The following is a 12,885-nucleotide window of genomic DNA, read 5'->3' as shown; positions in this document are numbered from 1 at the left end:
TGTCGCTTCACCCCAGCGAGAGAATTTTCATGAAACGTTTCCCTTCGAGATCCTCCCTGTTACTGCCCTTGGCGCTCGTCGGTGGTTTCTTGGTGGCCGGTTGCGAGGCGCAGGTGTCGGCCGAGCTCGACGTCAGCGATATCCGCGAACGCAACACGACCGGGCTATTCGCGACATCAAGGGTCTCCACCGGTGATTGCGACCGCGGTATCGGGGCTTCCGAGCGCGAGGACACGCTGGGCTGGACGACCTGGGTGCTTGCCGGCGTATTCCCCGACACGCGGTTCCGTGGCTGTCGCGAGGGCGATGACGGCGCGACCGCGACCTTTCTCAACATGTTCGTGTTCGATGCCTTCCCCGAAGAGGCGCTGAGGGGACAGTCCCACGTGAACCTCAAGTTGCAGGGTGACGAGCTCTACGTCGGATTGCCCGGGTACGTGCAGGATCACATCCGGCGCGTGCGGGACCAGGTGGGAGCCGAGTCGGGTCCGAAGATCAGTGGCGAGCTGACCCTGCTGAACAGCAGCGCCGAGCCGTTCATTTACCGGGTGGCGACCTATGACGAGTCGGGGCCGGTCGGTTGGAGTGAGCGTCGGGAACTGGGCGGTGCGGCGCGGGCCGACATCGAACTGTCGACCGAGCTCAGCAAACACGTCCTGCGCGGGGAGCGCGCACCGTTACTCAAGATCGAGTCGTCTGACTGACCCTTCGCGGACAGCCCGGCATAAAAAAAGCCCTTGCCGAGATGGCAAGGGCTTTTTTGTTTGTGCCGGTGGGGCGTCAGAAGTACATGCTGACGCTGACGCTACCGCGGTGCTCGTCGTAGTCGTCGTTGCCGAGCGTGCCGTCGTAGTTGAGCGAAACGGTCATCGGCTGACCGAACGAGGTGAAGTTGGCATCCAGGCCCAAGCCTGCACGGTAGTAGCTGTCGTCACGACCGTCGATCGGGGTGCTGAAGGGCAGGGTGCCACCGGTGAAGTTGGTCTGCACCGAGCTGCCACCGTTCTCCAGCTCTTTCACCAGGTGAAGTGAGGCGTGCGGGCGGATCGAGCCGCCATTGTCCAGCTCCATCGGCATGGCGACCTGGCCACCGAACCACATGGTGCGGGATTTGAATTCCATGTCCTCGACCGACATGGAGAGCACGCCGGCGCCGGTCTCCTCGTAACCGTCGATGTCGAGGTTGTGGTACTCGAAGCGCGCGCTCGGACCGGCAATCACGCGACCCAGTTCGAAGTTGTAGCCACCACCGAGGGTGAAGCTCTTCTGCGTGCCGTCGGTATCGCTTTGGGCACGCTCGTTGATGCTGTCACCGACTACGATGTAGCGATCGTTCTCGTAGTCGAGCCACGAGTAGCCTGCCGCGGCATCGACGAACGGGCCGGTCGCTTCGCCGTAGCTGCCGTAGAGCATGGCGGTGGTTCCGTCGACCGTCAGGTCACCACGGTTGTCGACTACGCTGGCATCGTTTTCGCCGTAACCGATTGCGGCACCCAGGCGGGTGTTCTCGAAGAAGCGGTAGTCCGCGCCGCCGGTGAGGCTGTAGCCGTCGTAGTCGGCGCCGGCGCCGTTGGTGGTGCTGTCCATCTCGCCCTGCGAGATGCTGCCGCCGAAGAACACGGAGAATCGGTCGGTCAGGGCCATGGTGCCGTCCGAGCCGGTACCTGCCATCAGGCCCGCGAGTGCTTGCGGTGAGGAATCCGAAGATGCCAGTCGTACGGCGCTGATGTCCTCAACGGAGGTTGCGCTGGCGTTCATTTGCCCGCTGGCGGTGGTAGCCGTCATCCGACCGCGCGACAGATGGCTGAGTACCTGATCGAACTGATCGCGACCGATCAGGAAACCCTGGGTGCCGTAGTTGCGAAGGTAGCTGGTCCCGATGCGTTCGAGAGCCTGTTGCTGTTCGGCTGCAGTCGGTAGGGCGAGCACGTCGCCGATGATGGTGGCGTACTCGGGATCCGCGTCCAGGAAGCTGATCGCGCTGCTATCGAGACCGGCGGCAACGCCGAACTGGTAGTCAGAGGCTGCCGCCGTGACGATCGGCGAGAAGACCGGGACGAAGCGCACCGTGAAGCCGTTGACATCAGCGATATCGAATGAGTAGTTGAGGTTGGCGTTCGCCATGTCCTCGATTTCGGACACGTACGTGTTCGACTGAGCCTTCGCCGCGTCGACGGTCGCCTGGTCGACCGGCTGGTTGTTGCCGTCCCGCCATTCGTTACCGGTGTACCAGTACAGGAGTTCGTCCTCGGTGTCCGGATCGCCGTCATCGAGGAACAGGCCATCCGGTACCTGGTTGGAGGAGAGCAGGCCGTCACCCACGATCGCGAGGTAATCGTCCGTGATGCCGCTTGCGACGAGCGTATCGGTGCCGTTCAGCACGAAGCTGAACTCATCGTTGCCGTCGTCTACGCCATCCTGCATCTCGAAATAGCCGACTTCTCCGGTCTGGGCACAGTTGGAGCCGAATAGCCCGCAGGGCACCTGGGCGCGCGGGTCCTGCTGGTCACCGTCGTAGCCGTCGAGGGAGAGCAGGCCGGCGAGGCTGGAATCGTCCGCAGCAACAAAATTTTCGCCGGTGCCGGTGCCGACAATCACGCGAAAGCCGGTGAGGCGGGCGCCGGTGTCGTTGGTGATCTTGCCGTAGTTGAAGTACTCGGTGGTACCGCCGGTCGAGGCGGTGGTGTAGACCGTGTCGAAGGCACCCACTCCGGTCAGGTGGTTCTTGACCCGCTTGCTCGAACGCGGGGGTGAATCACAAACGACCCCGTCGCGGTTGGAGAGAATGCAGTTGAGTGCCGTGCGCGGCGTGGTGCCGTTAGCATCGTCATTGTTCGTTTGCTCGGTGATGATCTTCAGGCCCGGCTCGTGCAGTCCATCCGACTCGTCATAGAAAACGAAACCATCACCGGCGGTGTAGTCGAGGTTCAGGACCTCGCCAGCGATCGCCTGACTGCCCCAGACGCCACATCCAATGGCGACCAGTACGGAGAGAGTGTTCCTGCGGAATTGGCTCGATTGCACTTTTTTCATTGCATTGTCCTTCGTTCTTTCAACGCATTGATTGAATGTTTGTTGTTCTTCTTGTAAACGAAATGATTGGCGCAACCGATTAGGGATGCAACCCTGCCGATTGTGACCACTAGTGTGCATAGTTGGTGAAAGGATATGCGTGTAACACTCTGATATAAGAAGACAAAATGGTGGTTCGTATATCCATATTTAGCAATGGATGTGGCTTGGGGCGTGTTTTTTAGCGCCATCGCCGGGCCAGAACGTTGCTGTTTTGCAACAGTAAGCGCGTGTTTTTGTAAAACCGGCAACTCAGTCGATGTTGGGGGGCTAGGTTACAAAATGACAAAGTCCACACGCTTGCTGGTGCAGACGGGCTTGGCCGTGTCCGACTAGCGGGAGCAGCCGCTGGGGCGGGTCCCGCTCGGATCCTCGTCCCGGAAGGGGTGGCAACGGGAGGGAATCAATCGCATGTCGGCGAGCAGCGCGCAGGCGGTCAGGTGTGGACGGCTTTCTGGGTAGAGCGCCCGGTACAGCAGGGTCTTCAGGGCGATGAAGGCACCCAGCACGATGGTGCCAAGCGCGAGCAGGCTGCCAAACGCGAGGGTGGAGGTGCCGGACAGTCCCTGGCCCACCGAGCAGCCCATGGCGATGATGCCGCCGCTGCCCATCAACGCACCGCCGGCGGTATAGGAGGCGAACTGTGGCCAGGAGCCAAAGCCCTGCCAACGGAACTGCCGACGGAGCACCGCCCAGAGCCCCGCGCCGAGGATGACGCCACCCATGGCGACGATGCCGAAGGTCAGCCAGGCCAGCATCGGGTTGGTCGCCAGGCGGAAGGTCTCGGCCGCCGGCGCGACGAAGCTCAGTGACTGGCTGCCGGTGCCGGACGGAGGCTGGAAGGCGAGGCTTGCCTCGTTCATCAGGGCCTGGCCGGTGGACGAGCCGGTCCAGAGCCAGCCGGCCGTAATCACCAGTCCGATGCCGAGGCCACCGATCAAGTCCGGCCGACGCATGCGGCGCGCCTCGTCCAGTCGCCACAGCCATAGCAGCAGTGCCGCGGCGATAAAGAGGGCGGTAGCCAGACGCCAGTCGCCCAACGTGCCCTGCCCGGTGACGCCGGCGATCACGGCGCCGACATCCTGATGCTCGATCGAGACCGATTCGAGGCTCAGCCCCGGCCAGGCGAGCGTCTGGTCGATGAACCAGCGCGCCTCCGGCCAGTACAGCAGGCCCGCGGCGGTCAGACCCACCACCGCGTAGGCCCACAGCGACTTCATGTCGCCTTGACCGATGTTTACCAGTGTCTTGGTGGTACAGCCGCCGGCCAGCACCATGCCGATGCCGAACAGCAGTCCGCCGAGCAGATAGCGCAGCCAGGGAAAGTACGCCGCGCGGTAGTTCACTCGAGTCTGGTCGAGGTCGAAGACGCCGGCGTACTCGAGCAGTGCGACACCGGCTACGGCTACGGCGATCGACAGCAGCCACGCCCGCATGCGGCCCAGGTCACCGGTCAGTACCCAATCCGACACGGCACCCATGTTGCAGTAGCGGGTGGCACCGGCGATGGCGCCGAAGGCCAGTCCGATGACCAGTGCGCCGGCGAGCAGCATCAGCCAGGGGTGAGCGAGAAGCGAAGCAGTCATGGAAGTCGGATCGCTGTGGTGTGTCTGCCTTTCATGGTAAGGGGTTTTCCCCGTCCTGCCGCGGTTTAACGCACAGAATCTCGTGATCGGGTCATAAGTTTGGCCTCGATGCCGGGGTGCGCTCGCGTTACGGTGCCGTCGAAGTCAATCTTCAGTATATTTCGATAAATTAATGCTCGGAGTGGTCCATACTCGGCCACCGTGACTGTCATCAATCGACGTCACCCCGTGGCCGGATCGGCGCGTCTTTTCGTTTCAGGGAGCTGTTGATGAGCCTGCTTGTCGAGGGAAAACTGCACACCGACTGGTTCGAGTCGGAATCGAAGGGCGGCGAGTTCGTCCGCAAGGATTCGATGTTCCGTCACTGGATCACCCCCGATGGCTCACCGGGGCCGAGCGGCGAAGGCGGCTTTCCGGCCGAAGCCGGCCGCTATCACCTGTACGTCTCCTACGCCTGCCCCTGGGCGCACCGCACCCTGATCTTCCGGGCGCTCAAGGGGTTGAACGACCTGATCAGTGTCGATGTGGTCCACCCGTACATGGGGCCGGAGGGCTGGCATTTCGGCGATTTTCCCGGCGCGACGCCGGACAGCCAGATGGGCGCCCATCACCTGCACCAGCTCTATACCCGTGCGGACCCGAAGGCCAGTGGCATCGTCACTGTGCCGGTGCTCTGGGACAAGAAACGCCAGACGATCGTCAACAACGAGTCGTCCGAGATCATCCGCATGTTCAACTCGGCCTTCGACGAGCTCACCGGCAACCACGACGACTACTACCCGGCGGACGCCCGAGGCGCGATCGACGCGATCAACGAGATCGTCTACGACACCGTCAACAACGGCGTCTACCGGGCCGGGTTCGCCACCACACAGTCGGCCTACGAATCCGCTTTCGAGCGCCTGTTCGACACGCTCGACGAGCTCGAGGCGCGACTGGCCAGGCAGCGCTATCTGGTCGACGAGCGCATCACCGAGGCCGACTGGCGTCTGTTTACCACGCTGGTCCGTTTCGACGCCGTGTATTACGGCCACTTCAAGTGCAACCGGAACCGGCTGGTGGATTTTCCCAATCTCTGGGCATTCACCCGCGAGCTCTACCAGTGGCCGCGTGTGGCCGAGACCGTCAACCTCCAGCACATCAAGCACCACTATTACCGCAGCCACGACTGGATCAATCCCACCGGCATCGTGCCGGCCGGGCCGGACATCGATTTCCGGCAGCCACATCACCGAGATCAGGGAGGGGTGCTGATATGAGCGTGACGATTCGCGATGCGACCGTGATGCAGGAGGGTGCCGGCGCGCGCGTCAAGCGTCATCTGCCGTTGCCGGCATTCATGAACTTCGATCCGTTCGTGATGTTCGATCACTTCGAGCTCAGTCCCGGCACCGGCTTTCCGGAGCATCCTCACCGGGGCTTCGAGGCGATCACCTACCTGTTCAACGGCGAGATCGAGCACCGGGACAATCTGGGCAATGTCTCGCGGGTGGGCGCCGGAGGGGTGCAGCGTTTCACGGCGGGCGCCGGGATCGTGCACTCGGAGATGCCCTCGGTGGAGGAGACGACCAGCGGCATCCAGTTGTGGGTGAACCTGCCGAAGCGCCTCAAGACCCGGCAACCAAGCTACCAGGAGGCCCCGACCGACTCGATCCCCGAGGCGGCCATTCCCGGTGGCCGTGAACGTCGCATCGCGGGAGAGGGCGGCGAGGTGAGCCTGCTGACCGAGGCGCTCTACCGGCATGTGACGCTGGAAGCCGGTGCCGACTACGAACTGGATCTGCCGGAAGGCTGGCGGGCGATCGTCTATCTCAAGACGGGGACGGCCGAGGTGAACGGCAACGGTCTGACGAGCGCTCAGGCTGCCTTTGTCGAAGACGAGTCGCGCATCCATGTGCGACCCACCTCAGCCAGCGAACTGATGATCGCGGCGGCTCACCCTCACGGCGAACCCATCCGCCAACGGGGCCCGTACGTGGATTGAGAATATCGCGTTGCCGGCGCCCATCCGGCTGGTAGCATATCCGGCTTTTGGACGACCTGCCCATGACACAACGATCCTTGGTGCTCGCCGCCGCGGTGCTGCTGGTCGGCTACGGAATCCTGCTCGTCACCCTCGCCAACACGATGTCGCCGGAGGCGGCGGAGCGGTTGTTCAGCGAGGAGGGCTGGTTCGAGGACCTCAGTGCAGTGCTCTGGTTCGGACTTGCCCTTGTCATCCTGCTCGCACGGCCCGTGGCGCTGGTTAAGCGGATTGGAATGGCCGTGGTGGCCGCCGCTCTCGCCGCGCGCGAGGAGGGGTGGCACAAGGCGTTCACCGCCGACAGCCTGTTCAAGACGGACTACTACCAGATGAGCGGTGTGCCGTTAGTCGAGAAGGTGATCGCCGGTCTGGTGGCGGTCGGTCTGACGATCACGCTGATCTGGCTGCTGGTGGCCGGCGGACGCCAGCTTTTCGGTCGGGGCGGCTGGCGTCGGCCCTGGGGCTGGGTGGCCATTGCCGGTGTGGGGATCGCGCCGATGCTGAAAATCATCGACCGGGCGCCGTCGATCCTGCGGCAGCGTTTCGACCTCGTGTTGCCGGAGCACGTCGGTACGGTGATGAAGGCCCTCGAGGAGGGTTTCGAGACCGTCCTGCCCATGCTTTTCCTCCTCGCCCTGTTCCTCTTTCTGGCCGACAAACGAGACGCGGATGGCCAATCGCTGCGTTGACTGGCGATGTGGTGTGCTGGACCTGCTCGAGGCTGCAGCCCTGCGGTCCGCGCCGGTGGACGTGCGCCAGGGCGAGCGCTGGCAACGCCTGACGGTGCGGGACGTGACCAGCGCGGAGGGCGAGGACTGGCTGGTGACGGCGGACGGAGAGCGTATCGCTGTCAGCGAGATCGCTGCCGTTCGCGCGGTCGATGAACCCTGAACCGTAGCGACGGACCCGCTGTTCCCTCAGAGACTCTCGAACTGCACGAACGTGCGGTTCATGTTGGTGCGATGCCAATCCTCGTAGTGTTCGAGGTGGCGGAAGGCGTCCAGATCCTCGTACTTGTCGAGCACCTCGCTCATGGGCTCGAAGTCCCGCGCGGCCTGGCCGATCGTGTTGACAAGGAAATCGTAGTAGGCCCCGGAATCGCGCCGGGCGCGCGCCATGTCACTGACGCGACCGTGGCCGGGCACGACGAATGCCGGGTCGATAGCCTCCAGACGTTCGAACGCCGCCAGACCATTGCGCGGGTCGGACCAGGGGTGAATGCCCAGCAGGCGGTCGACATAGACGAGGTCCCCCGTGAAGGCGACGTCGCTTTGCGGCAGGTAGGCCATCGCGTCACCCGGGAAGTGGGCATCGGTCAGTGACAGTTCGATGTTCACCCCGCCCAGCGTGACGCTTGCCGTATCGCCCTCGAGGCGGCGATCGGCGTAGGCCGGTCGGGTGCCGTCGAAACGCTCGCCCAACGCCGCCGGAAGCCGGCCTACCATGTGCTGGTCCGCAAAGCGCTCCTGTGCTTTCACCGTCTGTTCGAACGCGATCACCTCGGCGCCCTGGCGCTGGAAGAAGTCATTGCCCAGCCAGCGGTGATCCTGAACCCCGATATTGATGACCCAACGGATCGGCTCGTCGCTTACCGCGGCAACTGCCCGTTCTATGTACGGCCCGCTGAAGGCACCCGGGCCGGAATCGATCAGGATCACGCCCTCGCCAGTCGTGATCACGCCGTAATTGGCGTTCATGCCGTGGTTCTTGTAGGTGCGGGCATCGGTCGGGCCGATGATGGCGTAGACGTTTTCAGTCACTTGCTCGGCGGTCGGTTCATAGGTCGAGCCGGCCGGGGCCAGACCGGTGAACAGCAGGCCGACAAGTCCGAGGAGAGGGAGCATTGATCGCAGCATGATGGGGCCTTTGCGGAGAGAATCTGTCGGGCAGAAGTATAGCGCCCGACGGTGCGCAATGAACCCGCCCGGCCCGGCTTTACGCCACCGGTAGCGGTGCTAAGCTCCAGACATGGACCGCTCCCGGGCGAGCGGTAACTCGGCACGGAATCAGCAGGGGGCTTCGATGCAATTTGTCCGTCGGTTTTCCGAACTCGGCATGGGCGACGTCGCCATTGTCGGGGGCAAGAACGCGTCGTTGGGTGAGATGGTGGCTCGCTTGTCCGAGCGAGGTGTTCGCGTCCCGAACGGCTTTGCCACGACGGCTGAGGCCTACCGCCACTACTTGCGACATAACGATCTGGAGTCCCGGATTCGCGAGACGCTCGAATCGCTGGACACGAATGATGTCGTTGCCCTTGAGCGCGCCGGGCGGCAGATTCGCCACTGGATCGCAGAAGCCGAGATGCCGAAGGATCTGGCCGAGGAGATCGTCACGGCGTATCACGAACTGGGCCGGGAGTACGGCGAGAATCCGGACGTCGCCGTGCGCAGTTCGGCCACCGCCGAGGACCTGCCGACCGCCTCCTTTGCCGGCCAGCAGGAGAGCTACCTGAACATTGCCGGCGAGTCGGCGCTGCTGGACAGCATCCGTCACGTCTTCGCCTCGCTGTTCACTGACCGGGCCATCTCCTACCGGGTCCACCAGGGTTTCGATCACATGGCCGTGGCACTGTCCGCCGGGGTGCAGAAGATGGTGCGTTCCGACCTGGCCGCCTCGGGGGTGATGTTCACCATCGATACGGAGTCCGGTTTCCGCGACGCGGTGTTCATCACGGCCGCCTACGGATTGGGCGAGAACGTCGTGCAGGGAGCGGTCAACCCGGACGAGTTCTATGTCTTCAAGCCGATGCTCACGGACGATTTCTGTCCGATCGTCTCGAGACAGCTCGGCGAGAAGGCCGTGCGGATGGTCTACACCGAGGAGGCGCGCCACGGGGCCTCGACTCGCAACGTCGACGTGCCGGCGGAGGAACGCCGGCGTTTCGCGATCACCGACGAGGAGGTGCTGACACTGGCACGCTTTGCCGTCGAGATCGAGCGGCACTACACCGAACAGGCGGGCGAATTCCGCCCGATGGACATCGAGTGGGCCAAGGATGGCGAGACGGGCGAGCTGTTCATCCTGCAGGCGCGTCCGGAGACCGTGCACTCGCAGCGCGAGGCGGCGACCCATGCCACCTATCGCCTCGAGGAGCGTGGCGAGGTACTCGTCGAGGGCAAGAGCGTCGGTGATCGCATCGCTGCCGGGCGGGCGCGCATCATCGCCTCGTCGTCAGACATGGGCCGGCTCGACGAAGGCGAGATCCTGATCACCGACATGACCGACCCCGATTGGGAGCCGATCATGAAACGCGCCGCGGCGATCGTTACCAACCGCGGCGGGCGGACCTGTCATGCCGCGATTATCGCCCGTGAAATGGGCATTCCGGCGATAGTGGGCTGTGGGGATGCCACGGAGCGCGTGCCGGACGGCGAGGAGGTGACCGTCTCCTGCGCCGATGGCAGCACCGGCAACGTCTACCGTGGCATCCTGCCGTTCACGGTCGAGCGGCTCGACCTCTCGGGGAGCGAGCCCACGCGTACCGATCTGATGATCAACCTCGGCAATCCGGAACAGGCCTTCGCGCTTTCCTCGTTACCGGCCGCCGGGGTGGGGCTCGCCCGGCTGGAGTTCATCATCAACAACCGCATCGGCGTGCACCCGCGCGCGCTGCTGGAATACGACACCCTGGATGCCGATACGCGCGCCGAGATCGATCGGCATACCGCTGGCTACGACGATCGCCACGAGTACTACATCCAGACGCTGGCCGAAGGGGTGGGGAACATCGCGGCCGCCTTCTACCCACGGCCCGTGATCGTGCGGATGTCGGATTTCAAGTCCAACGAATACGCCTCGATGATCGGCGGCGAGGGCTTCGAGCCGCACGAGGAGAATCCCATGCTCGGGTTCCGTGGTGCCTCGCGCTACTACGCCGACTCGTTCGCCGAGGCGTTCGGGCTCGAGTGCGAGGCGCTGCGCCGTGTGCGGGAACGCATGGGCCTGACCAACGCCCAGGTGATGCTGCCGTTTGTCCGCAGCGTGGAGGAAGTCGATCGCGTGCTCGACCTGATGACGAAGGCCGGGCTCGAGCGCGGCCGACATGACCTCAAGATCTACCTGATGTGCGAGATCCCGGCGAACGCGCTGCTGGCGGACGAGTTCCTCGAACGCGTCGACGGCTTCTCCATCGGGTCGAACGACCTGACGCAGCTCACCCTGGGCGTGGACCGCGACTCCTCGCTGATCGAGGGACTCGACGAGCGCAACCCGGCGGTGCTGAAACTGATGGGCATGGCCATCGAGGCCTGCCGGCGCCAGGGCAAGTACGTCGGCATCTGTGGGCAGGCGCCATCGGATTTTCCCGAAATCAGCCGCTGGTTGGTCGAGCAGGGCATCTCGAGTCTCTCTCTCAACCCCGACAGTCTGCTCCCGATGCAGGAAACGGTGCTGGCGGCGGAAAAGGGGCGATAGGGCGTGTCGGTACGCATCCGACCCGGCAGCGGGGCCTGCTGTCTTGTGCTTAACCAGACCGAAATGGTCCGATTTTGCTACCCTGTTGGGTCGTGCCGGTCGTCGCGCCGGCATCTGCGCCAAGAGAACCAACCGGAGAGACGAAATTGATGGGCCTGTTCGGCAAGAAGCGAAGCGCGAACGACGACCGAAACGCCGATATCGAGCGAGCGGTGGCGGCGGTCGAAGATCCCCACAATGGCCAGACCCTGGGCGAGTCCGGGGCGATCGAACGGGTCGAGTGCCGGGACGGCGGCTGCCGCATCGACGTCGTGCTCGACTATCCTCTCGGTGACTGGGAGGCCGAGCTGACTCGGCTGATTCGTGAGGCGGTCGCGGGAGTCGATGACACGATCGACCCCAAGATCACCGTGGCGTTCGTCGCCCCGGAGGGCTCGGCCATGCACGGCAAGCCGCTGCCCGGCGTGAAGAACATCATTGCGGTCGCCTCGGGCAAGGGCGGTGTCGGCAAGTCGAGCACCAGCGTCAACCTGGCACTGGCGCTGGCGGCAGACGGCGCGCGCGTCGGGCTGCTGGATGCCGATATCTACGGCCCCAGCCAGCCGCGCATGCTTGGCACCAGCGACAAGCCCGAGCAGGTGGACGAAAAGTCGATGGCGCCGGTGATGGCCCACGGCCTGCAGACCATGTCGATCGGCTACCTGGTCGATGAGGAGTCGGCCATGGTGTGGCGCGGTCCGATGGTCACCTCGGCACTGATGCAACTGCTCAACGATACGCGCTGGGATGAGCTCGACTACCTGATCGTCGACATGCCGCCGGGCACCGGTGACGTGCAGCTCACCCTGGCGCAGAAGGTGCCGGTGGCCGGAAGCGTGATCGTCACCACGCCGCAGGAAATCGCCACACTGGACGCCCGCAAGGCGATCAACATGTTCAACAAGGTACAGGTGCCGATCCTGGGCGTGATCGAGAACATGGCCACCCACGTCTGCTCGAATTGCGGACACGTCGAGACGATCTTCGGCGAGGGCGGCGGTGCGGCGATCGCCGAACAGTACGACACCGAACTGCTTGGCCAGTTGCCGCTCAATCTGCAGATCCGCGAGGATCTGGATGCCGGCACCCCGACGGTATCGAAGGACCCGGAGGGAGCGCTGGCCGGCACTTATCGCCAGGCTGCGCGCCGTCTGGCCGCCGGACTAGGCCGGGCGGTGCGGTCCGAGAGCCAGGCCGGACCGGAAATCGTGATCGAGGAGTAACGAGTCAATGCTGGAAATCACCATCCCCAGCCGGGGTGTTCTGCACCTGTCGCATCTGGTTCTGGACTACAACGGCACGCTCGCGCTCGACGGCGCACTCGTCGAGGGTGTCGGCGAGCGCCTGGGCGAGTTGTCCAAGCATGTCGACGTGCACGTGATCACGGCCGATACCTACGGGGATGTCGCCGGCCGGCTCGAGGATCTGCCGGTCACGCTCTCGACCTTGTCCGACCACCTGCAGGACGAGGCCAAGCAGCGTTACGTGCGCACACTGTCGGCGCGCGAGTGCGTCACCATCGGCAACGGTCGAAACGATGCGCTGATGCTCGCCGAGGCGGTTCTCGGTCTGGGTGTCATGCAGCCCGAGGGGCTTTCCCGTCACGCGCTGGATGCCTGCGACGTCGTCTGTCCGGACATCAACAGCGCGCTCGATCTGCTTCTCAAGCCCAAGCGTCTCATCGCGACGCTGCGCAACTGATCATTCCGTCCGACGGCTGGCGTGGCCGGCCGTCGTATCGCATATTGGCAA

At 64.1% G+C, this 12,885-nt stretch carries 11 protein-coding genes; 8 read left to right on the top strand and 3 right to left on the bottom strand.

What is annotated here, in order from left to right; genetic code table 11:
- The first annotated feature begins 29 nt into the window (after positions 1–29).
- Positions 30–704 carry a hypothetical protein gene (locus tag LV476_RS03890; RefSeq protein ID WP_250073634.1) on the top strand — a complete coding sequence of 225 codons (675 nt, stop codon included), beginning with the start codon at positions 30–32 and terminating at the stop codon, positions 702–704.
- A gap of 76 nt (positions 705–780) precedes the next feature.
- On the opposite strand, the gene LV476_RS03885 is transcribed toward LV476_RS03890, so the two are convergent.
- Together LV476_RS03885 and LV476_RS03880 are read right to left on the bottom strand one after the other, a co-directional pair.
- Positions 781–3,033, bottom strand: a complete 2,253-nt coding sequence (locus LV476_RS03885) for a choice-of-anchor F family protein (protein ID WP_250073632.1) — start codon at positions 3,031–3,033, stop codon at positions 781–783.
- 371 nt (positions 3,034–3,404) lie between these two features.
- Positions 3,405–4,658: a YeeE/YedE family protein gene (locus LV476_RS03880; RefSeq protein ID WP_250073630.1), complete on the bottom strand. Its 1,254-nt coding sequence runs from the start codon at positions 4,656–4,658 to the stop codon at positions 3,405–3,407.
- A gap of 269 nt (positions 4,659–4,927) precedes the next feature.
- Between LV476_RS03880 and LV476_RS03875 the strand changes: the two genes are divergently transcribed.
- The 4 genes from LV476_RS03875 (at position 4,928) to LV476_RS03860 (ending at position 7,572) form a co-directional block, all read left to right on the top strand.
- Positions 4,928–5,917, top strand: a complete 990-nt coding sequence (locus tag LV476_RS03875; RefSeq protein WP_250073629.1) for a glutathione S-transferase family protein — start codon at positions 4,928–4,930, stop codon at positions 5,915–5,917.
- Entirely contained in the window at positions 5,914–6,642 is a 729-nt protein-coding gene (locus LV476_RS03870; protein ID WP_250073627.1) for a pirin family protein, read from the top strand. The genes LV476_RS03875 and LV476_RS03870 overlap by 4 nt, the downstream gene beginning before the upstream one ends.
- Positions 6,643–6,704: 62 nt before the next feature.
- Positions 6,705–7,370: a hypothetical protein gene (locus LV476_RS03865; protein ID WP_250073624.1), complete on the top strand. Its 666-nt coding sequence runs from the start codon at positions 6,705–6,707 to the stop codon at positions 7,368–7,370.
- Entirely contained in the window at positions 7,351–7,572 is a 222-nt protein-coding gene (locus LV476_RS03860) for a hypothetical protein (protein ID WP_250073622.1), read from the top strand. Before LV476_RS03865 ends, LV476_RS03860 begins: the two co-directional genes overlap by 20 nt.
- A 26-nt stretch (positions 7,573–7,598) precedes the next feature.
- On the opposite strand, the gene LV476_RS03855 is transcribed toward LV476_RS03860, so the two are convergent.
- Positions 7,599–8,537, bottom strand: a complete 939-nt coding sequence (locus tag LV476_RS03855) for an MBL fold metallo-hydrolase (RefSeq protein WP_250073620.1) — start codon at positions 8,535–8,537, stop codon at positions 7,599–7,601.
- 166 nt (positions 8,538–8,703) lie between these two features.
- Between LV476_RS03855 and ppsA the strand changes: the two genes are divergently transcribed.
- The 3 genes from ppsA to LV476_RS03840 all read left to right on the top strand — a co-directional run bounded on the left by ppsA (position 8,704) and on the right by LV476_RS03840 (position 12,834).
- A complete protein-coding gene (gene ppsA, locus LV476_RS03850; RefSeq protein WP_250073618.1) occupies positions 8,704–11,094 on the top strand; it encodes a phosphoenolpyruvate synthase in 2,391 nt (796 codons plus the stop codon).
- A gap of 149 nt (positions 11,095–11,243) precedes the next feature.
- Positions 11,244–12,356, top strand: a complete 1,113-nt coding sequence (apbC, locus tag LV476_RS03845; protein ID WP_250076242.1) for an iron-sulfur cluster carrier protein ApbC — start codon at positions 11,244–11,246, stop codon at positions 12,354–12,356.
- A 7-nt stretch (positions 12,357–12,363) separates the two neighbouring features.
- A complete protein-coding gene (locus LV476_RS03840; protein ID WP_250073616.1) occupies positions 12,364–12,834 on the top strand; it encodes an HAD family hydrolase in 471 nt (156 codons plus the stop codon).
- Positions 12,835–12,885 lie beyond the last annotated feature (51 nt).

Source organism: Guyparkeria hydrothermalis (genome assembly GCF_023555385.1).
In the GTDB taxonomy this organism is placed as follows: Bacteria; Pseudomonadota; Gammaproteobacteria; order Halothiobacillales; family Halothiobacillaceae; genus Guyparkeria; species Guyparkeria hydrothermalis_A.
This window is presented reverse-complemented; position numbering and strand designations above follow the sequence as displayed.